19 protein-coding genes are annotated in these 20844 nt (G+C 72.2%); 5 read left to right on the top strand and 14 right to left on the bottom strand.

The features are described 5' to 3' along the window. Positions 1-3: 3 nt before the first annotated feature. Positions 4-1149 (bottom strand): CapA family protein, encoded by a 1146-nt coding sequence (locus ACWC94_RS19625; protein WP_450797975.1) that lies wholly within the window; start codon positions 1147-1149, stop codon positions 4-6. A gap of 217 nt (positions 1150-1366) precedes the next feature. On the opposite strand from ACWC94_RS19625, the gene ACWC94_RS19630 reads away from it, so the two are divergent. The 3 genes from ACWC94_RS19630 to ACWC94_RS19640 all read left to right on the top strand — a co-directional run bounded on the left by ACWC94_RS19630 (position 1367) and on the right by ACWC94_RS19640 (position 3442). Next, positions 1367-1936 carry a sigma-70 family RNA polymerase sigma factor gene (locus tag ACWC94_RS19630; RefSeq protein WP_450797977.1) on the top strand — a complete coding sequence of 190 codons (570 nt, stop codon included), beginning with the start codon at positions 1367-1369 and terminating at the stop codon, positions 1934-1936. 148 nt (positions 1937-2084) lie between these two features. After that, complete coding sequence (locus ACWC94_RS19635) at positions 2085-2600, top strand: hypothetical protein (protein ID WP_450797979.1); 516 nt, start codon at positions 2085-2087, stop codon at positions 2598-2600. A gap of 185 nt (positions 2601-2785) precedes the next feature. Beyond that, positions 2786-3442 (top strand): zf-HC2 domain-containing protein, encoded by a 657-nt coding sequence (locus tag ACWC94_RS19640; protein ID WP_450797981.1) that lies wholly within the window; start codon positions 2786-2788, stop codon positions 3440-3442. A 9-nt stretch (positions 3443-3451) separates the two neighbouring features. On the opposite strand, the gene ACWC94_RS19645 is transcribed toward ACWC94_RS19640, so the two are convergent. Together ACWC94_RS19645 and ACWC94_RS19650 are read right to left on the bottom strand one after the other, a co-directional pair. Beyond that, positions 3452-4315 (bottom strand): Fpg/Nei family DNA glycosylase, encoded by an 864-nt coding sequence (locus ACWC94_RS19645; protein WP_450797983.1) that lies wholly within the window; start codon positions 4313-4315, stop codon positions 3452-3454. 35 nt (positions 4316-4350) lie between these two features. Continuing rightward, positions 4351-6432: a SpoIIE family protein phosphatase gene (locus ACWC94_RS19650; protein ID WP_450797985.1), complete on the bottom strand. Its 2082-nt coding sequence runs from the start codon at positions 6430-6432 to the stop codon at positions 4351-4353. A gap of 199 nt (positions 6433-6631) precedes the next feature. Between ACWC94_RS19650 and ACWC94_RS19655 the strand changes: the two genes are divergently transcribed. Further along, the gene (locus ACWC94_RS19655) at positions 6632-8053 is read left to right on the top strand and encodes a lipase maturation factor family protein (RefSeq protein ID WP_450797987.1); all 1422 of its coding nucleotides are present in this window, start codon (positions 6632-6634) and stop codon (positions 8051-8053) included. A gap of 3 nt (positions 8054-8056) precedes the next feature. On the opposite strand, the gene ACWC94_RS19660 is transcribed toward ACWC94_RS19655, so the two are convergent. From ACWC94_RS19660 to ACWC94_RS19700, 9 genes are read right to left on the bottom strand one after another with little or no spacing between them, the layout of a single operon-like run. Further along, positions 8057-8527 (bottom strand): cupin domain-containing protein, encoded by a 471-nt coding sequence (locus ACWC94_RS19660; protein WP_450797989.1) that lies wholly within the window; start codon positions 8525-8527, stop codon positions 8057-8059. Positions 8528-8542: 15 nt separating this feature from the next. Next, positions 8543-9376: an amidohydrolase family protein gene (locus tag ACWC94_RS19665; protein ID WP_450797991.1), complete on the bottom strand. Its 834-nt coding sequence runs from the start codon at positions 9374-9376 to the stop codon at positions 8543-8545. Next, a complete protein-coding gene (locus ACWC94_RS19670; RefSeq protein WP_450797993.1) occupies positions 9373-9687 on the bottom strand; it encodes an L-rhamnose mutarotase in 315 nt (104 codons plus the stop codon). Before ACWC94_RS19670 ends, ACWC94_RS19665 begins: the two co-directional genes overlap by 4 nt. Beyond that, a complete protein-coding gene (locus ACWC94_RS19675) occupies positions 9684-10655 on the bottom strand; it encodes an aldo/keto reductase (RefSeq protein WP_450797995.1) in 972 nt (323 codons plus the stop codon). The genes ACWC94_RS19670 and ACWC94_RS19675 overlap by 4 nt, the downstream gene beginning before the upstream one ends. After that, positions 10652-11407, bottom strand: coding sequence for an SDR family NAD(P)-dependent oxidoreductase (locus tag ACWC94_RS19680; protein WP_450797997.1), 756 nt, complete (start codon positions 11405-11407; stop codon positions 10652-10654). The genes ACWC94_RS19675 and ACWC94_RS19680 overlap by 4 nt, the downstream gene beginning before the upstream one ends. Then, entirely contained in the window at positions 11404-12744 is a 1341-nt protein-coding gene (locus ACWC94_RS19685) for an L-fuconate dehydratase (protein ID WP_450797999.1), read from the bottom strand. The genes ACWC94_RS19680 and ACWC94_RS19685 overlap by 4 nt, the downstream gene beginning before the upstream one ends. A gap of 36 nt (positions 12745-12780) precedes the next feature. Next, complete coding sequence (locus ACWC94_RS19690) at positions 12781-13809, bottom strand: ABC transporter permease (RefSeq protein WP_450798001.1); 1029 nt, start codon at positions 13807-13809, stop codon at positions 12781-12783. Beyond that, positions 13802-15292, bottom strand: coding sequence for a sugar ABC transporter ATP-binding protein (locus ACWC94_RS19695; RefSeq protein ID WP_450798003.1), 1491 nt, complete (start codon positions 15290-15292; stop codon positions 13802-13804). The genes ACWC94_RS19690 and ACWC94_RS19695 overlap by 8 nt, the downstream gene beginning before the upstream one ends. Beyond that, positions 15289-16353 (bottom strand): sugar ABC transporter substrate-binding protein, encoded by a 1065-nt coding sequence (locus ACWC94_RS19700; protein WP_450798005.1) that lies wholly within the window; start codon positions 16351-16353, stop codon positions 15289-15291. The genes ACWC94_RS19695 and ACWC94_RS19700 overlap by 4 nt, the downstream gene beginning before the upstream one ends. Before the next feature lie 162 nt (positions 16354-16515). Between ACWC94_RS19700 and ACWC94_RS19705 the strand changes: the two genes are divergently transcribed. Further along, a complete protein-coding gene (locus ACWC94_RS19705) occupies positions 16516-17220 on the top strand; it encodes a FadR/GntR family transcriptional regulator (RefSeq protein ID WP_450798007.1) in 705 nt (234 codons plus the stop codon). A 13-nt stretch (positions 17221-17233) separates the two neighbouring features. Here ACWC94_RS19705 and ACWC94_RS19710 read toward each other — a convergent pair whose 3' ends face one another. Beyond that, positions 17234-17701, bottom strand: coding sequence for a DUF4231 domain-containing protein (locus ACWC94_RS19710; RefSeq protein ID WP_450798009.1), 468 nt, complete (start codon positions 17699-17701; stop codon positions 17234-17236). An 88-nt stretch (positions 17702-17789) separates the two neighbouring features. Beyond that, positions 17790-20810, bottom strand: coding sequence for an alpha-mannosidase (locus ACWC94_RS19715; protein ID WP_450798011.1), 3021 nt, complete (start codon positions 20808-20810; stop codon positions 17790-17792). Positions 20811-20844 lie beyond the last annotated feature (34 nt).

Consider the following 20844-nt stretch of genomic DNA (forward strand, 5'->3'; position numbering starts at 1 on the left):
TGATCACTCCCCCATGACCAGGCCGTCCTTGGCGGCTCCGCGGCTGAGCACCACGTCCCGGATGCGGTCGCGCACCCCGGCCGGCTCGGTGCCGTCGGCGACGGCCCGGTCGAGGTCCAGTACGCGGCCGGTGGCGAGGTCGTACAGCTGCGGGATGAACTCGGCCTTGGTGACCTGCCAGCGGGCGCCCGCCCGGGCGGGCGGGGCGAAGGTGAACCGGCCGATCGTGGACTCGTTGCCGCGCGGGTCCCGGGCACCCTTGCCGTTGTACATCTCGCCGGCGATCTGATGGCCCATGCCGTAGATCACCCAGGTGCCGTTGACCTTCTCGTACGCCTGCGGTACGTGGGCGTGGGTGCCGAGGATCAGGTCGATGTCCGGGCGTCCGCCGGTGGTGGAGGCGGTGAGCCGGCGGGCGAGGGTGAGCTGCAGCCGGTCCGGTGCGTCCTGCCATTCGGTGCCCCAGTGCACGGAGAGGACGACCACGTCGGCGCCGGCCCGCCGGGCGGCGCGGGCGTCGGCGATCATCCGCCGCTCGTCGATGAGGTTCACGGCCCAGGACCGGCCGGCGGGCAGCGGGATGCCGTTGGTGCCGAAGGTGTACGCCAGGTGGGCGACCTTGGCCGGGCCTGCCTTCAGGAGCGTGACCGAGCGGGCCTCGTCCTCGGAGCGGGCGGTGCCGGCGTGCCGGAGGCCGGCCTCGTCCATGGCGTCCAGGGTGCGGCGGATACCGTCGGCGCCGTCGTCCAGGGAGTGGTTGGAGGCGGTGGAGCAGCCGTCGTAGCCGGTCGCGGCGAGGCCCTGGGCGATCTGCGGCGGTGTCCTGAAGGCGGGGTAGCCGGAGTACTCGCCCTCGGCGCCGTAGACGGTCTCCATGTGACACAGTGCCAGATCGGCCCGGGAGACGACCGGTTCGACGCCGGAGAACATGGGCCGGAAGTCGAAGCCGTCGTCGCCGGCGTCGTGGGCCGCCCGGTCGAGGACGGACGTGTGCGGCAGGACGTCACCGGAGGCGACGAGGGTGAAGCCGGCGGCGGCCCCGGACGGGCCCGCGCCCGCGGCCTCCTGCCGGTCATGGTTCTGGCAGGCGGCCGCGACCGTCAGGACGGCGGTGATCGCCAGGGCCACCTGTTGTCTGCGTCCGAACATCAGCTCACCCCTGGAATGTCGTATTTACCGACAATGCTGCGTCGGGCATATGGGTACGAATCTGGCTTGCCGAATAAACGGTCCGAGTGCTGTCATTAGCCCGTTCGGTGCTGTTGCCGGACCGTTCGTCCGACCGTTCGCCGACGCGATCGACCGTCCGCCGCAGAGCCGTGCGCCCGCCCTGTCCCCCGGCCGTGCCGTGCGCTGCCATACGGCCATGACGGCCGGAACCCCACTCACCCACGGGACGGCGGCACCGACCCGCCGGGCGACGACCGCCGAGCGCGAACTGGCCGCGCTCCGGCGCGAGCACGGCGGCCCGCTGTTCGCCCTGCTGCTCAGGCTCTGCGACGGCGACCGGCAGCGGGCCGAGGATCTCCTCCAGGAGACCCTGGTGCGCGCCTGGCAGCACCCGGAGGCGCTGCACGCCGCGGGCTTCGACTCCGTACGGCCCTGGCTGCTGACGGTCGCCCGGCGGCTCGCGATCGACGCCCGGCGGGCCCGGCGGGCCCGCCCCCCGGAGACCGGCGCCGAGGCCCCGGAGAACGCGCGGGTGACCGCTGATCACGCCGAGCGGGCCGCCGCGGTGATCGATGTCCGCCGGGCTGTGAAGACACTCACGCCGGAACACCGTGACGTTCTGGTACTCGTGTACTTCCTCGGGGCCAGTGTGGCGGAAGCGGCGCGGACCCTGGGCGTGCCACCCGGTACCGTGAAGTCCCGCGCGTACTACGCGCTGCGCGCGCTGCGCCGGGTCCTTCCGGGTTATACGGCCGACCTGCACTGAAACCGGCAACAGGGCAAAGCTCTCGTAAAGCGCCTTGCTGTGGGCCCCGTTCGGGCAATGGGCTGTCCTCATCCGCGTTTCCGGGCGGCGGGACCACGACCCGACGGTCTCGGGCGACGCGCACGCACCGGAGGAAGGGCAGGAAGGGATGCTGCACAGAGGGCACGAGAGCACGGACGGCACCGACGGCGGTGAACTGGCCGTCCCCATGGCCTGGTTGTACGCCGAGTACATCGCCGACGAGCTGCTGCGCACCGGCGATCTGATGCCGCCGACGTCCTTCGAGTTCCGGGCCGGCCGGGACGCGCTGGCGCTCACCGTCTTCCTGTCCGACACCGACGGGGAGCTGTCCGGCATCCGGGTGATCTCCCAGCTGGAGCACTGGCTCTCGCTGACCGCCTACGACCAGCCGTGGCAGGACTGGGTGCGCGAGCGCATGGCCGAGCTGACCGGGCGGGCCGAGCGGGCCGGCACCCGGTCGCCCGACCTGGCCCTCGCGGCGGACGCCTGGCGCTGGCTGGAGGAGACCGAGCTGCTCGCGCCGGACCTGGACGCGGTGCCGGGCGGGGGGACGGTGGCCGACGAGGACGACGGGCCGAAGGTGTGGACACCGGCCTGGCGGCTCGGGCTGCCTCTCGGGCACCTCGCGATCCATCTGTTCTGACCGCCTTCCCGATCACCGGTCCGAGCCGCCGGGAAGTTTTCCCCGATCCGACCAATCCGCGGGCCGCGCGGCTCCGAATCTCTTGTCCGGGATTCTGTGGGTGGCTTGAGTGATTCGGCTGTCGGCTGCGTACGGATGGGTGCACGGAGTAACCCCACCCCCACCCATCGGCACGAGGATTCGGCATGAGGTCCCTGGAAAGGCATCGCGACGTCGGCGCGTACGCGCTCGGCGTGCTGAACGAGGCGGAGGCGTTCCGCTTCGAGGACCACCTCATGGAGTGCCCTCAGTGCGCGGCACAGGTGACCGAATTCGGTCCGGCCACACGGCAGTTGATGCTCTACCGCCGGGCCACGCCGCGCTTTGTGCACCCCATGGCACAGCCCGGTCCCCGGCTGCTCGACCGGCTGCTCGGCGAGGTCGCCCACCGGCGGCGTGCGCACCGCCGGCGTTTTCTGTACGGCCTGGCCGCCTCCGTGGTGCTGGCGGTGGCCGGTCCGGGGATCGTGGCCTTCGCCGGGCATGAGGCGCCGGCCGCTCACGTCACCGCCGCCACCGACCCGAGAACCGGGGTGTGGGCCGAGGTCACGGCCGACGACGGGGACACGGGCAGCAGACTGCTGCTGCGGGTGAAGGACGGCACCGGCCCCCATGCCTGTCGGCTCGTCGTCGTGGGCCGCGACGGCACCGAGCAGGTCGCCGGCACCTGGATGGAGCCCGGCCACGACAGCGGCACCTTCACCGCACTCGGGGCCTCCACGATGCACCCCGACCAGATCGCCCGCTACGACGTGCGCACCGAGGACGGACAGCCCCTGGTGTCCGTCCGGGCGCCGCAGTGACGAAGGGCCTCATTTCAGCAGCCGGGACAGCCGGCGGTCCGCCAGGGGCTTGCCGCCCGTCTGGCAGGTGGGGCAGTACTGCAGCGAGGAGTCGCTGAAGGAGACCTCACGGATGGTGTCACCGCACACCGGGCACGCCTCGCCGGTGCGGCCGTGCACGCGCAGTCCGCTCTTCTTCTCGGCCTTCAGCCGTCCGGCGGCCATACCCCGGGAGCGCTCGACCGCCTCGGTGAGCGTGCCGCGCAGCGCCTCGTAGAGCCGGCGGGTCTCCTCCGGGGTGAGGGAGGCGGCCAGCTTGAACGGGGACATCCTCGCGGCGTGCAGGATCTCGTCGCTGTAGGCGTTGCCGACGCCGGCGATCAGGGACTGGTCGCGCAGGGCGCCCTTCAGCTGACGTCTCTCGTCCGCCAGCAGAGCGGCGAAGCGGTCCTCGTCGAAGTCCGCGGCCAGCGGGTCGGGGCCGAGCCGGGCGATGCCCTCGACCTGCCGCGGATCACGGACGACGTACACCGCGAGGCGTTTCTGGGTGCCGGCCTCGGTGAGGTCGAAGCCCTCGCCGGTCTCCAGCGCCACGCGCAGCGCGAGCGGTCCCTTGCCCGGCTTGGGCGGGCCGTCGGGCAGCCGGTCCTTCCACTGCAGCCAGCCGGCCCGGGCCAGATGGGTCACCAGGTGCAGCCCGCTGTCCGCCGCCAGGTCCAGGAACTTGCCGTACCGGCGCACGGCCGTCACCTCGCCGCCCTCGAAGGCGGTGACCGGAGGGTCGTACGTCTTCAGGACGCTGACCGCGACCGGCAGCACGCGCACCACCCGGCGGCCGACCAGGTGCTCGGTGAGGAAGTCCTTGAGCGCTTCTACCTCGGGCAGTTCCGGCATACGTCCAGAGTGCCATCCGGTACGGACAACGCCCCTCAGGCACTGCGCCGGAACTCGCACCACACCGCCTTGCCGCCGCCGCGCGCCTCCACGCCCCAGGCTTCGGCGAGCATGTCCACGAGCAGCAGGCCCCGGCCGGAGACACCGTCCTCCCCCGCCTCACGGCGCCGTGGCAGGGCGCTGGAGGAGTCCTCGACCTCGATCCGCAGCCTGCCGTCGCCGTCGCCGAGGGCTCGCAGGGTCACGATCGCGGAGCCCTCGGTGTGCATGAGCGCGTTGGTGATCAGCTCGTCGGCGACCAGCTCGATCTCGTCGGCGTGGTCGCGGTAGCCCCAGGACCGGACCGCGGCCCGGATCAGGTGCCGGGCCTGGGTGAGGGCCTCCGGGTCGCCGGGGGCCACGTGCTGCTGGAGCCGGCCGCCGGCCCTCGGGGCCTCCGGAACGCGCCGACGCAGCAGGAGCAGCGCCACGTCGTCGTCGCCGCCGCGCTCCTCGGCCAGCTGGATCAGCAGGTCGGCCAGCGCCCGCACGTCCTCGGGGCCGTCCGTGACGAGTGCCGTCAGGCGGCGCATGCCGTCGTCGAGGTCGGCGCCGGGCTGTTCGACGAGCCCGTCGGTGCACAGCAGCAGGGTGTGGCCGGGGTCGAGTTCGAGGGTGGAGACCGGGTACTCCAGGCGGCCGAACTCGGCGGACAGGCCGAGTGGGAGCCCGCCCTCGACCTGGACCCGGCGGCAGGTGCCGTCGCCGTGCCGGATCAGTGGGTCGATGTGTCCGGCGCGGACCGCCTGTACGACGCCGGTCGACAGGTCGGCCTCGGCGTACAGACAGGTGGCGAAGCGGTCGGTGTCGAGTTCGTGGAGGAACACCGAGGCGCGGGCCATCACGGTGGCCGGCGGGTGTCCCTCGGCGGCGTAGGCCCGCAGCACGATCCGCAGCTGGCCCATGACGGCAGCGGCGTGCGTGTCGTGGCCCTGGACGTCGCCGATGACGGCGCCCACCCGGCCGCCGGGCAGCGGGATCAGGTCGTACCAGTCGCCGCCGATGTCCCGGCCGAGGGTGCCCGCGGCGGCGCCCGCGCGGTAGCGCACGGCTATGTCGGCGCCGCGGACGCTGGGGATGGTGCGGGGCAGCATGGCCTGCTGGAGGCCCTCGGCGACGTCCTTCTCCTGCTCGTAGAGCATGGCCCGCTGCAGGCTCTGCGCGATGCTGGAGCCGAGCGCGACCAGGACGGCGCGTTCCTCGGTGGAGAAGCCGCGCCGGTCGCTGTAGAGCAGCCCCATCGCCCCGATCGGGCGGGCCTGGGCGATCAGCGGCAGATAGGCCGCCGAGGTGATGTGCAGGTCGGTGAGGTGCGGCCACAGGATCGGGTAGCCCCGGGCGAACTCCTCCGGGGACTCGATGAACCGCGGCACGAGTGTGCGGACGACCTCGCTCATCGGGTACGGCTCGTCGATCCGGGTGATCTGGGTGCCGGGGACGGAGGCACCGGCGGGTCCCTCGGCGACGAGCCGGATCCGGCCGGCCTCCACCAGCCCCATCACCAGGCTGGCCGCGCCGAGGTGGCGGATGCCGTGGGTGTTCTGGAGGGCGTCGATGACGTCGTGGACGCTGCGGGCGTGGGCGAGGGCGGCGGAGACGGCCTGGACGACGTTCGTCTGCTGGCGGAACGCCTCGTCCTGGGCGGCCCGCAGGCTGCGTTCCGCGCTCTCGGCGAGCTCCTCGGTGGCGTCGCGGACGATGCCGACGACCCGGCGCGGGCGGCCGGTGTCGTCGCGGCGGATGTAGCCCTGGGTGTGGGTCCAGCGCGGGGTGCCGTCACGGCGGCGGATGCGGAAGTAGGCGCCGTAGTTCTCGCTGCCGTCCTTGATGGCCCGCGCCACCGCCGCGTCCAGCCGGGCCGCCTCGGACGGCGGCACCCGGACGGCCAGCGACTCGGGGCGCCCGTCGTACTCCTCGGGCAGCAGGTCGAACACCTGATACGCCTGGGCGTCCATGTGGAACAGACCCGTGACCAGGTCCCAGTCGAACGTGCCCATGCGGTTGAGCGCCAGGATCGGATCCGGGTGGGCGGGCCAGTCCTCGGACAGTGACACGGCACTCGCTCCCCGCTCTGCCATGGGGCCACCTTGCCAGGATTCGTGCGAATCTTCGACCTGCTCGTTCCGGAACCTGACACATATCCTCACCGCACACTTAACATCACTTTGAGTGACTTCGCCTCATTGTGTGCATCGTGCCCGTCTGGCTGGCAACTCGGGGAAGGTCATGATGTGGACGACACCGGCGGTGTAGCCGCGACGAAGGGTGTGCACGGTCGTGAACTGGTTCACCGCTGACGACTACTGGCTGAGCCGGCTGGTCTTCCAGCGGGCCCTGGCCGCCGTGTACCTGGTCGCGTTCCTGACCGCCGCGCTGCAGTTCCGGGCCCTGCTGGGCGAACGCGGCATGCTGCCGATCCCCCGCTTCGTGGCCCGGATCCCCTTCAAACGGGCCCCGAGCCTGTTCCACCTGCACTACTCCGACGGATTCTTCGCGGGCTGCGCCTGGACCGGCGCCGCGGTCTCGGCGGCCCTGCTCGCCGGCGCGGACTCGCTGCTGCCGCTCTGGGCCGGGATCCTGCTGTGGCTGGTGCCGTGGGCGCTGTATCTGTCGATCGTCAACGTGGGCCAGACCTGGTACGCGTTCGGCTGGGAGTCACTGCTGCTGGAGACGGGGTTCCTGGCCGTGTTCCTCGGTAACGACGAGGTGGCGCCCCCGATCGTGGTGCTGTTCCTGCTGCGCTGGATCCTGTTCCGGGTGGAGTTCGGCGCCGGGCTGATCAAGATGCGGGGCGACGCGTGCTGGCGGAAGCTGACCTGCCTGGACTACCACCACGAGACCCAGCCCATGCCGGGCCCGCTGAGCTGGTTCTTCCACCATCTGCCGAAGCCGCTGCACCGCGTGGAGGTGGCCGCCAACCACGTCACCCAACTGGTCGTACCGGTCCTGCTGTTCACGCCCCAGCCGATCGCCTCGGCCGCCGCCGCCCTGATGATCGTCACCCAGCTGTGGCTGGTGCTGTCCGGCAACTTCTCCTGGCTGAACTGGATCACCATCGTGCTGGCCCTGTCCGCGCTCCGGATTCCCGGATCCGCGCCGTCCGTGCCCCCGGCACCACTGTGGTACGAGGTCCTGGTACTCACGGTCGCCGCGCTGCTGCTCTTCCTGAGCTATCACCCGGTGGTCAACATGATCTCCCGCCGCCAGGTCATGAACCGCTCCTTCGACCCGCTGCACCTGGTGAACACCTACGGCGCGTTCGGCAGTGTCAGCCGGTTCCGCTACGAGGTGGTGGTCGAGGGCACTCTGGACGCCGAACCGCGTGAGGACTCGGACTGGCGGGAGTACGAGTTCCGGGGCAAGCCCGGGGACACCCGGCACTGGCCGCGCCAGTTCGCCCCGTACCATCTGCGCCTGGACTGGCTGATGTGGTTCGCGGCGCTGTCCCCGGGCTATGCCGGCGACTGGTTCGGCGCTCTGGTGGAACGCCTGCTGGAGAACGACCGCGACACCCTGCGCCTGCTGCGCCGCTCCCCCTTCCCGCCGGACACCCCGCCCCGCTACGTCCGGGCCCGGCTCTTCCGCTACCGCTACACCACCTGGCGCGAGCTGCGGGAGTCGGGCGCGTGCTGGGAGCGGACGTATGTCCGCGAGTACCTGCCACCGACGCGGCTGGCGGCGGTGGCTCGGCGGTCGTGAGCGTCAGTGCGACCGGGTGCGGTAGCGGCTGCGGAACTCGGCCAGCAGTTCGTCGGTCGCCTCGGCCCCGGCACTCACGGCGGCGTGCACGTCGCGGAAGTAGTTCTCGTAGCCGGCCGGGGTGTAGAGGCACAGTGCGCGCGCCGGGACCGGGCCGGCGTTGCGGAAGCCGTGCGGGGTGCCGCGGGTGGCGGCGAGCAGGTGCCCGGGGCCGGCCGTCACCTCGCCGTCCCCGGTGTGGAGCGTCAACTCGCCCTCGAGGACGTAGAAGTACTCGTCGTGTCCGTCGTGCACGTGGGGCCTGGCACCGACGGTGCCGGGGGCGAGGCTGAACTCCTCGAAGGCGAAGTGCCCGCCCGTGTGTTCGCCGGTGAGCCGGAAGAAGTGCGCGACACCGGCGACGTCGATGAGTTCCCCGTCCTCGGGACCGCGCAGCAGCGGGCGGGCGGACGTGTGGGCCTGATGATCGGTCATGTGGCCATTGTGGCCTCACAGACGATAGACGGCGGTGGCGGTGCCCTCGAAGAGGGCCCGGCGTTCCGACCCGCCGAGGCCGGCGGTCAGCTCGGCCGCGGCTTCGTGCACTTCGGTGTAGGTGGCCGCCAGGGTGCACACCGGCCAGTCGGAGCCGTACATCAGGCGGTCGGGGCCGAAGGCCTCCAGGGCCGTGTCCGTGTACGGCCGCAGGTCGGCGGGGGTCCAGGGGGCGGGGCCGGCCTCGGTGACCAGGCCGGAGAGTTTGGCGACGGTGTTGGGGAGGGCGGCGAGTGCCCGCAGGGCGGACGCCCAGGGTTCGTGTGCCCGCGAGGCGATCGGCGGCTTTCCCAAGTGGTCCAGCACGAACGTCAGTTGGGGCAGGCCTGCGGCGGCCTCGGTGCAGGCCGGGAGCTGGTGGGGCAGGACGACCAGGTCGTACACCAGTCCCGCCGCCGCCACGGCCGCGAGCCCTCGCCGTACGTCCTCGCGCAGCAGCCACTTCGGGTCCGGCTCGCCCTGGACCTGGTGCCGGATGCCCTTCAGGAGGGATCCGCCGGGGAGTTCGCACAGCCGGGCCAGTTCGTCGGCCACGTCCGGGCGGGTGAGGTCGGTCCAGCCCACGACGCCCGCGACCAGGTCGTGCCTGGCCGCCAGGGCCAGGAACTCCGGCGTCTCCTGCGGGACGGTGACCGTCTGGACGAGGACCGTACGGTCCACTCCGGCCGCGCGGGCCTCCGGTGCGAGGTCTTCGAGGGTGAAGTCGCGCCTGAGCGGGCTGTGGGCGGGGATCCAGTCCTGGTCCCGTACCGAGAGGTCCCAGACGTGGTGGTGGGCGTCGACGGTCACGGCAGCTCCCAGACGACGGGCAGCCCGGCGTCCGCGCCGCCTTCGGAGTAGTCGTGCACCACGTCGAGCAGTTCGGCCATGCGGGCCTGCCAGGCCACGTTGACCGGCAGCTTCTCCAGCTCGGCGAGCAGGCGGGCGTAGTCCTCGCACTCCAGCAGGTGGAACAGATCGGTGCGGCTGCGCCAGATGGTCCAGGAGGTGGCGCCGGCGGCGCGGATGGCGTCGGTCAGCTCCTTCGGGACCTCGCGGTGGGCCGCCTCGTACGCGGTGATCCGGTCGGTGCGGACCTTGGTGTGCAGGGCGATTCTCATGCGGGGCCCTCCGCTCGGGGCAGCAGTCCGAACTCCCGCAGCTCCTGCCAGAAGTCCGGCGGGACCGGGGCCGCGAACTGGTCGGCGCAGTCGTGGACTTCGTCGGCGCAACGGGGTCCGGGCAGGACGCAGGCCACGGCCGGGTGGGCGGCACAGAAGGCCAGTGCGGCGGCGCGCAGGGTGGTGCCGTGCCGTTCGGCGACCGCCTTCATGCGCAGGGCGCGGTCCAGCACCTCCTGCGGCGCCCGGGTGTAGTCGTACGTCGCCTCGGGGCTCGGGTCCGCCAGCAGGCCCGAGTTGAAGACACCGCCGAGGACCACCGACACCCCGTGCTCGGCGGCCGTGGGCAGCAGTTCGGTCCCGGCGCTCTGGTCGAGCAGGGTGTGCCGACCCGCGCACAGGACCACGTCCACGTCGGTGTCGCGGACGAACCGGGTGAGCATCCCGGTCTGGTTCATGCCCGCGCCGATCGCGCCGACGACGCCTTCGGCGCGCAGCTTCTCCAGGGCCGGGTAGCCCTCGCGGAACGCCTGCTCGGCGTGGTCGTCGGGATCGTGGAGGTACACGACGTCGACCCGGTCCAGGCCGAGGCGGGTGAGGCTCGCCTCCAGGGTGCGGCGGACTCCGTCGGCGGTGAAGTCCCAGACGCGGCGGTGGGTGGCCGGTACGGCGAAACCGTGGGCGAGGTCGTCGCCCGTGCCGTCGGCCGGGTCGAGGCGGCGGCCGACCTTGGTGGAGAGGGTGTAGTGGGCGCGGTCGCACGCCCGCAGGGCCGCGCCGAGCCGGCGTTCGGACAGGCCGAGGCCGTAGTGCGGGGCCGTGTCGAAGTACCGGATGCCCCGCTGCCAGGCGGCGCTCACGGCGTCGTGGGCCTGTTCGTCGTCCAGCGGGGTGTAGAGGTTGCCGAGCGCGGCGGCGCCGAAGCCGAGCGGGGTGACCTCGACGCCGCTGCGGCCGAGCCTCCTCACTGGCCCGCCGGCCTGAGCCGCAGACCCTGCATGCCGCCGTCGACGGCGAGGGCGGTGCCGGTGGTGGCGCCGGACCGGGGGCCGGCCAAGTAGGCGATGGCGCCCGCCACTTCGGCGGCGGAGACCAGGCGTCCGGTGGGCTGGCGGGCCGAGAGGGCGGCGCGTTCGGCGGCCGGGTCGGGGGCCGCGTCCAGCAGCCGGCCGATCCACGGGGTGTCCACCGTGCCGGGGTTCACGCAGTTGACGCGGATGCCCTCGCGGACGTGGTCGGCGGCCATGGCGAGGGTCAGGGAGTACACGGCGCCCTTGGTGGCGCTGTAGAGGGCGCGCCGGGGCAGTCCGGCGGTGGCGGCGACGGAGCAGGTGTTGACGATCGCCGCGTGCGAGGAGCGGCGCAGGTGCGGGAGGGCCGCGCGGGCGGTGCGGACCATGCCGAGGACGTTGACGTCGAAGACGCGTTGCCACTCGGCGTCGTCGTTGTCCTCGACCGTGCCCTGGGCACCGATCCCGGCGTTGTTGACCAGGATGTCCAGGCCGCCGAGGTCCTCGGCGGCCCGCTCGACGGCCGCGCGGACCGAGGCGTCGTCGGTGACGTCGGCGCGGTGGGCGACGAACGGCTTGTCGACGCCCGTCGTGTCCCGGTCGAGGACGGCGACCCGGGCGCCGCGGGCGGCGAGGAGCTCGGCGGTGGCCCGGCCGATGCCGGACGCGCCGCCGGTGACCAGGGCCTTGAGGCCCTCGAAGTCGCTCATGCGGCCTGTCCCTTCTGGGTGGCGGGGGCGGCGGCCCAGTAGGTGCCGCCGGGGAAGGTGTACCGCGCGAGGGACTCCGGGCGCAGGGCGGCGGAGAAGCCGGGTGCGGTGGGCGCGGTGTAGTGGCCGTCACGGACGACGACCGGGGTGACGAAGTGCTCGTGGAGGTGGTCGACGTACTCGATGACCCGGTCCTCGGTGGTGCCGGAGACCGCCAGGTAGTCGAACATCGACAGGTGCTGGACGAGTTCGCACAGGCCGACCCCGCCCGCGTGCGGGCAGACCGGGACGCCGAACTTCGCGGCGAGCAGCAGGATGGCGAGGTTCTCGTTGACGCCGGCGACGCGGACGGCGTCGATCTGGACGATGTCGAGGGCACCCGCCTGGAGCAGCTGCTTGAAGACGATCCGGTTGTGCACGTGTTCGCCGGTGGCGACCTTCACCGGGGCCACGGCGCGGCGGATCACGGCGTGGCCGAGGACGTCGTCGGGGCTGGTGGGCTCCTCGATCCAGTACGGGCCGAACTCGGTGAGGGCCCGGGTCCAGCGGATCGCCTCGTCCACGTTCCAGCGCTGGTTGGCGTCGACGGCGAGCCGGATGTCCGGACCGATGACGGCTCGGGCGACCCGGCAGCGCCGGATGTCGTCGGCGAGGTCGGCGCCGACCTTCAGCTTGATCTGTGTGAAGCCGTCGGCGACGGCCTGTGCGGCGAGCCGGCCGAGCTTGTCGTCGTCGTAGCCGAGCCAGCCCGGGGAGGTGGTGTAGGCGGGGTAGCCGCGCTCCCGCAGCCGCGCCCGCCGCTCCCCGGCGCCTGCTCTGCCCCGCCGCAGCAGGTCCAGGGCCTCCTGCGGGGTGAGCGCGTCCGTGATGTACCGGAAGTCGATCTGCCCGACCAGCCACTCGGGCTCGGCGTCGGCGAGCAGGTGCCACAGCGGTTTGCCGGCCCGTCGGGCGGCGAGGTCCCAGACGGCGTTGACGACGGCCCCGACCGCCATGTGCATCACGCCCTTCTCGGGGCCGAGCCAGCGCAGCTGGCTGTCGCCGATCAGGTCCCGGAAGAGGGAGCCCGGGTCCGCGCACAGCTCGGCCACGTCCCGGCCGAGCACATGGTCCCTGAGCGCGTCGATCGCCGCGACCTGGACGTCGTTGCCCCGCCCGATGGTGAAGACGAACCCGTGTCCCGCGTGCCCGTCGGCGGCGTCGGTGCGCAGCACGACGTAGGCCGCCGAGTAGTCGGGGTCCGGGTTCATCGCGTCGGAGCCGTCCAGCTCGCGCGAGGTGGGGAAACGGATGTCGTGGGTGTCGACCGCGGTGACGCGGGCGGGGGCCTGGGACACGGAAGTCCTTTCCGTCGGCTGTAATGTGATGGCGCGTCAGTCCTGGGCCCGGCCCGTCGTCACGCGGGCGATCACGAGGGCGACGAGGATGATCCCGCCGTAGATGGCCTGGATCCAGAACGAGGGGACCTGGGCGAGGGTGAGCAGGTTCTGTACGACGCCCAGGAGGACGACGCCGGTCAGGGCGCCGGACATGGTGCCCTTGCCGCCGTCCAGGCCGATGCCGCCGATCACCGCGGCCGCGAAGACGGTGAAGATCATGTTCTGGCCCTGGTTGGCGCTGATCGCGCCGACGTAGCCGGTCTGCAGCAGGCCGCCGACGGAGGCGAGCACGCCCGCGACGACGTACACGCCGAGCATGACCCGGTCCACGCGGACCCCGGCCGCGCGGGCGGCGTCCGCGTTGCCGCCGATCGCGTACAGGGCGCGGCCGGTGCGGTGGTACTTCAGCACGAATCCGGCGACCGCGAAGGCGACCGCGGCGAGCCACACCGACAGGGGGACGTTCAGGAAGGTGGTGGTGGCCAGGGAGTAGAAGCTGTCGGGCATGCCGAACAGCGTCTTGCCCTTGGTGGCGCCGACCAGCAGGCCGCGCAGCACGATGAGCATCGCGAGCGTGACGATGAAGGCGTTGAGCCGGAACTTCACGACGAGGACGCCGTTGAAGGCGCCGATGACCGCGCCGGCCACGGGGATCACGAGCAGGGCGAGCGCGGCCGGGAAGCCGGTGCCCCACCCGGACTGGCTCGCGGGCAGCACCAGCAGGGCGCCGATGGCGGGTGCGATGCCGACCACCGACTCCAGGGACAGGTCGAACCTGCCGGTGATCAGCACGAGGGACTCGGCGAGCACGACCATCGCGAGCGCGGCGGAGGCGCCGAGGATCGAGATCAGGTTCCGCTCCGTGAGGAACGAGTCGTTGACCGCCGCGCCGAGCACCATGAGCAGCAACAGGGCGGGGACCAGGGCGAGTTCACGGGCGCGGCGGAGCAGGACGGTCCGGGGCGAGCGGGCGTCCGGGGTCTTCGCGGGTGCGAGCGGAGGGGCGGCCCGGGTGTCAGCCATGGTCAACTCCTTCGATGGAGGCGATCAGCTCGTGGTCGCGCCAGCCGGCCGGGTGCTCGGCGACGACACGGCCGTGGAAGAGGACGAGGACGCGGTCGCAGCGGCGCAGGTCGTCGAGTTCGTCGGAGACGACGAGGACGGCGGTGCCGTCGTCGCGGGCGCTGTCCATGCGCGCGAGCAGTGACTCCTTGGACTTCACGTCGACGCCGGCGGTGGGGTTGATCAGCACCAGCAGGCGGGGGCCGGCGGCGAGGGCGCGGGCCATGACCACCTTCTGGGCGTTGCCGCCGGACAGGTCGGACACGGGCTGGTCGGGGCCCTCGGCGTGGATGCCGAGGCGGTCGATCAGTTCGGCGGCGAAGCGGCGCCGTGTCCCGGTGGCGACGAAACCGGCCCGGCCGAGCCGGTCCAGCACGCTCAGCGTGGCGTTGTCGCCGATGCTCATGCCGGCCACCAGTCCCTGCTGGTGCCGGTCGCGCGGCACACAGCCGACCCCGGCCCGCAGGGCGGCCCGTACGTCACCGAACGGCAGCCGTACTCCGTCCAGTCGGGCGGTGCCCGCGGTCGGGGTGTGCAGTCCGGCGAAGGACTCGGCCAGTTCGGTCTTGCCGCTGCCGCTGGAACCGGCGAGGCCGACGACCTCGCCGCGGCGGACGGTGAGGTCGACGTTCTCGTACGCCGGTGAGGTGAGCCCGTGCGCCTCCAGGAGCAGGGGCGCACCGGTGTCGGTTCCCCTGCCGTGTGCGGCCTGCTCGGCGACGGACTCCCCTGCCATGGCCTCCACCAGCGCCGCCTTCGGCAGGTCGGCGACGGGGGCCGTGGTGATCCAGCGGGCGTCGCGCAGCACGGTGACCGTCTGGCAGACCTCGTACACCTCCTGGAGATGGTGGGAGATGAAGAGGAAGGTGACCCCGGAGTCCTGCAGGGAACGCATGCGGGTGAACAGCCGCTCGATCTCCCGGTTGTCGAGCTGGGCGGTGGGTTCGTCCAGCACGATGAACCGGGCGCCGAAGCTCAACGCCCGTGCGATCTCCACCATGTGCCGGTCCTCGACCCTGAGGTCGGCCGTGCGCGCCTCGGGTTCGACGCGCACGTCCCAGGTGCCGAGGAGTTCGGCGGCCTCGCGGCGCAGCCGGCGCCAGCTGATGACGCCACGGCCGGTCGGCTGCCGGTTGAGGAACAGGTTCTCGGCGACCGTCAGCTCCGGCACGACGGTCGGTTTCTGGTACACGCAGGCGACCTTGCGGCGCCAGGCGTTCCGGTCGGCGAGCGGCGGCGCGGGCTCGCCGTCGAAGCGGACGGTGCCCGCGTCCGGGGCCTGGAGCCCGGTGAGCACGTGGACCAGGGTGGACTTGCCGGCGCCGTTGCGGCCGACCAGGGCGTGCGACTCGCCGGGCCGGACGGTGAGCCGGCCGTCGGCGAGGGCGAGGGTGGGGCCGTACCGTTTGACGATGCCCTCGGCTTCCACAAGCGGTGTGCTCATTTGACCGTGTTGCCCCACAGCTCGGGGTCGTCGACGTTGGCCCGGGTGACCAGCGGCGCGGGCAACTGGTCCTCCAGGATCCCGCCGGGCAGCCTGACGATCGTGGAGCCGTGGTCGGTCGGGCCGGGCTCGAACGTCTTCCCGGCCATCGCCGCCTTGATGTAGTACAGGCCGTACTTGGCGTAGGCGTCGGCGGGCTGGGAGACCGTGGCGTCGATCTGGCCCTTGCGGATGGCGTCGAACTCCTGCGGGATGCCGTCGTTGGAGACGATGGCGATGTGTCCCTGGTGTCCGGCCGGTTTCAGCAGGTGCTTGGATTTCAGGGTCTGCAGGGTGGGGGCGAGATAGACGCCGCCGGCCTGCAGGTAGATGCCCTTGATGTCGGGGTTGGCGTTGAGGAGTGTGTCCAGCCTGGCGGCGGCGGTGTCGGACTCCCACTTGGCGGGGATCTCCAGCACCTTCAGCTCCGGGTACTTCTTCTTCACGCAGGAGCGGAAGGCCTCGGAGCGGTCGCGGCCGTTGACCGAGGCCAGGTCGCCCATGATCTGCACGACCTTGCCGCTGCCGACGTGCTGTCCGAGGTAGTCGCAGGCCTTCTCGCCGTAGGCCACGTTGTCGGCGCGCACCACCATGGCGACCTTCCCCTTGTCGGGGGCGACGTCCACGGCGACCACGGGCACGCCCTTGCGCTCGGCCTGGTCGAGTCCGGCCTGGATGGCAGCGCTGTCCAGCGGGGCGACGACCAACCCCTTGACTCCCTGGTTGAGTTCGTTGTCGATGTCGGTGATCTGCTGCGACGGGTCGCTGTTGGAGTTGACCGTCTTCAGCACCTCGACGCCCTCGGACCCGGCCATCTTGGGCACGTAGTCGTTGTACGACTGCCAGAACGGCGAGGTCAGCAGCGGTAGGACCACACCGACCCTGCCGGTGCCGCCGCTGCCCGCGCTCGCGGTGTCCTTGGTGCTGCCGCAGGCGGCGAGCACGAGGGAGGCGCCGGCGGCCAGAGCCGTCACGCCGATGATCCGGGACCTGCTGCGCTTCCTGACAGTGCTGGCGGGCATCTCGCGGCTCCTCGTCGAGGGTGTTCGAGCAGACGCCGCATACTTATCAGACCAATAAGCCGCGTCAACACCCTCCTGCAAGGAAAATCCCGAGACTCAGGGCGTAGTGGTCGGACCACTTCGCTGGTTAGACTGCGGCACACCGGGGGAGGGAGGAGTGGCGTGGACGAGGTGGAAGTGCCGCAGAAGGGCACGGTGACCCAGCGCGCCATCGAGGAGATCAAGGCGATGATCGCCGGGGGCCGGCTGGAGCCGGGCCAGCGGCTGCCCACCGAGCGGGACCTCGCCGCGCGGCTGGGCATCTCGCGCAGCTCGATGCGGGAGGCGATCCGCGCGCTGACCGTGATGGGCGTCCTGGAGGCCCGGCACGGCTCGGGGATCTACGTCACCGCACTGGAGGCCGGCGATCTGCTGGAGACCTTCGGGGTGGTCGCGGACCTGTCCCGGGGCGCGCGTCTGGTGGAACTCCTGGAGGTGCGGCGCATCCTGGAGTCGACGGCGACCGCACTGGCCGCCGCGCGCATCACCGAGGACCGACTCGCCTCCGTGGGCGAGCACTTGGCGGCGATGAACGCCACCGACGACCCCGAGGAGATCCTCGCGCACGACCTCGCCTTCCACCGCGAGATCGCCGCCGCGGCGGGCAACGAGACCATGGCAGCGATCCTCGACGGCCTGTCCTCGCGCACCTTCCGCGCCCGCGTCTGGCGCGGCTACCAGGAGGAGGGCGCCTTCACCCGCACCCGCCGCGAACACGCCGCCATCCACCGCGCCCTCACCGCCCGCGACCCGGAGGCGGCACGGGCGGCGGCAGCGGCCCACGTGGGCGAGGTGGAGGAGTGGCTCAGGACGCAGCTGGGGGCCTGACCGGGCCCCTCGGTCAGGCTCCCACCGAGGGCACGGGCGGTTCCGGGCGCCCGCTCTGCGCCTCGGACCACGCGCGCAGCTCGTTCGCGCCGACCTCCTCGACCACCGACTGCAGCGCCTGCCGGGCCGCCGCGTCACGTTCCGTCTCGGGCAGGAGCAGGTAGCGGTCGAGTGCCCGGCGCAACGACTCCCGCGCCTGCGCCGCCAGCACCCAGCGCGAGCCGGCGCCGTACAGCTGGCGCAGGCCGGTGAAGAAGACGGCCCCGCCCGCGATCAGCGCGGTCAGCCAGGCGGGGGCGTGCAGGCCGGCCGCCACGACCGTCACCGACGTGGTGAGGAGAGCGCCGAGCTCGGTGACGTGGTGCAGCCGCCTGGCCCGGGCGCAGGTCCTCGTGTAGAACGCCACGTCCCGGCGGACGAGGGCCAGCAGGGGATCCGGCTCCGCGGCCCAGGAACTGTCGGGGACCCTTCTTCGCCTCATCGGCACATCATCGCGGCTGGGCCCGCGCCGGGGAAAGCCCCGGGGTGGGCGAGGACAGCCGTACCGGGTGCCCTCGCCCACCCCGGGTTCACGCCCTGCGCAGTCTCAGGGTCACCAGTTCGAACGGTCGCAGCCGTACGGTCACACGGTCGCCGTCCCGCGTCGGCGGCTCGGTGTCGCCGCCCGGGCGCTCCAGCAGGTCCGTCACCGTGACGTCCGCGCACGCGAAGCCGGCCGTGAGGGTGGCCCGGGCACGGCCGCCGTGGGCCTCGTGGAAACGGACCACCACGTCACCGCTGCCGTCGTCGGCGAGCTTGACCGCCGTGATCACGACGGCGTCGTTGTCGACGGTGACCAGCGGGGTGACCTCACGGGAGCCGGTCAGGTGCCGTTCGGGCAGGTTGACGCGCCAGCCCTCACGGACCGCGTCGGCGATCGACGCGCCGGGGACCAGGGCGTGCCGGAAGCGGTGGACGCCCTGGTCGGTCTCGGGGTCGGGGAAGCGCGGGGCCCGCAGGAGGGAGACGCGCAGCGTGGTCGTCGTACCGCGGTCGCCCCCGGTGCGCACCGTGCGCGTCACATCGTGGCCGTACGTCGAGTCGTTGACGACCGCCACGCCCCAGCCGGGCTCCTCCAGGTGGACGAATCGGTGGTTGCACGCCTCGAACTTGGCCGCCTCCCAGGAGGTGTTGGTGTGCGTCGGCCGGAAGACGTGCCCGAACTGGGTCTCGGACGCGTAGCGTTCGGCGTGCAGGTCGAGCGGGAAGGACAGCTTCAGGAACTTCTCCGTCTCGTGCCAGTCGACCTCCGTGTCCAGCACCAGGCGCCGCTCCCCCGGCGGCAGGGACAGCACCTGGGTGACGCGGGAGTCGCCGAAGGAGCGGACGATCCGCACCGAGACCCCGTCCTCGCCGGCGCTCACCTCGTCCGCGTCCGTGAGGTCCGTGACCGTGTTCCGGTAGAACTCGTCCACGTCCCAGGCGTCCCACATGTTCGGGAAATCGGGGTGCAGCTGGAGGAGGTTCGCGGCGCCGCCGGGGGCGATCGTCTCCCGGTCGGCCCCGATGTCGTGGGCGGAGACGACCAGGCCCCGGGCGTCGATCTCGATCCGCAGCAGGCCGTTGTCCAGAACGTGTCCGCCGTCCGGACGCGGCACGAGCGTCGTCGCACCGTCCGTGTGCGGCGTTGCCGCACCTGCGGCGGGCACACCGGTGCGGGGGTGCGGGGCCGCGTTGAAGACGAGAGGGACCGTGCCCTCGCCCGCCAGGGCACGCTGGGCGCCCTCGATGATCCCGTTCAGCTCGGCGGCGATCCGCTCGTACGTCGCCCGGGCCTCACGGTGCACCCAGGCGATCGAGGAGCCGGGCAGGATGTCGTGGAACTGGTGCAGCAGGACCGTCTTCCAGATGCGGTCCAACTCCTCGTAGGGGTAGGCGGACCCGGTGTGTACGGCGGCGGTGGCCGCCCACAGTTCCGCCTCCCGGAGCAGGTGTTCGCCGCGCCGGTTGCCCTGCTTGGTCCTCGCCTGGCTGGTGAGGGTGGCGCGGTGCAGTTCGAGGTAGAGCTCGCCGGCCCAGACCGGGGCGTCGGGATACTCGGCCTCGGCCTTCTCGAAGAAGGTGCGGGGTGTTTCCCAGACGACGGTCGCCGAGCCTTCCAGGTCGCGCAGCCGGGCCGCCTTGGCGACCATCTCGCGGGTCGTGCCGCCGCCTCCGTCGCCCCAGCCGGTGGGCGCCAGCGAGTGCCGGGCCCGGCCCTTGTCCTTGAAGTTCCGTGCCGCGTGGGCGATTTCACCGCCCTTCATGGAGCAGTTGTAGGTGTCGACGGGCGGGAAGTGGGTGAAGATCCGGGTGCCGTCGATGCCCTCCCACCAGAAGGTGTGGTGCGGGAACGTGTTCGTCCGCGACCAGGAGATCTTCTGCGTCAGCAGCCACTTCGATCCGGCGGCTTTGATGATCTGCGGCAGGCCCGCGGCGAAGCCGAAGGTGTCGGGCAGCCAGGCCTCCTCGTTGTCGATGCCGAACTCGTCGAGGAAGAACCGCTTGCCGTGCACGAACTGCCGGGCCATCGCCTCCGAGCCCGGCATGTTGGTGTCCGACTCCACCCACATCCCGCCGGCCGGCACGAACCGCCCCTCGGCGACGGCCTTCTTCACCCGCGCCCACACCTCGGGCCGGTGCTCCTTCACCCACGCCCACTGCTGGGCCTGGGACATGGCGAACACGAACTCCGGCTCGTCCCCGATCAGCGCGGTCATGTTGGAGGCCGTACGGGCCACCTTGCGCACCGTCTCGCGCAGCGGCCACAGCCACGCCGAGTCGATGTGCGCGTGCCCGACGGCGCTGATCCGGTGCGCGGAGGGTACGGCGGGGGCCGACAGGACACCGGTGAGCCGCTCCCGGGCCCGGTCCGCCGTGCCGTTCACGTCCTGCAGGTCGACGGCGTCGAGGGCCCGCTCGACGGCGCGCAGGACGTCGTACCGGCGCGCGGCGTCCACGGGCAGCTCGGCCATCAGCTCGCCGAGCACCTCCAGGTCCATGACCAGCTGCCACACCGACTCGTCGAAGACGGCGAGATCCATGCGGGTGAGGGTGTACTGCGGCTCGCTGCCGGCCGTCTCCCGGTCGCCGAGGTGCGTGGGCAGGAACGGGTGGTAGTCCAGGATGACCGGGTTGGAGGCGGCCTCGATGTGCAGGCGCACCTCCTCGCCGCCCTCGGCGGGCGCGGCGATGCGCACCCACTGGTTGCGCGGGTTCAGGCCCTTCACCGGGGTGCCGTCGGGCCGGTGGACCAGGCCCTCGCACTGGAAGCCGGGCATGTTCTCGTCGAAGCCCAGATCGAGCAGGGCCTCCACGGTCCGCCCGGCCCAGGCCCGGGGCACGGTCCCGGTCACCCGGAACCAGCTCGTGCCCCAGGGAGCGCCCCAGCGGGCGCCGACCCGGATCGGTTCCGGCTCGGCGGCGAGCCCTTCCGCGACCGGCACCGGCTCGCCGGGCGCATGCCACACCGCGACCTGGAGCGGCACGGACTCGGGGTGGACGGCGGGGCGGATGCGTTCGTCGAGGACGCGCCTGAGGCGGGCTTCCACCAGAGTGCGGTCGTCATGCATGCGGGGTGCTCCCTGCGGGTTCCGGGTGGTTGCG

The sequence above is a fragment of the Streptomyces sp. NPDC001135 genome (assembly GCF_053598395.1).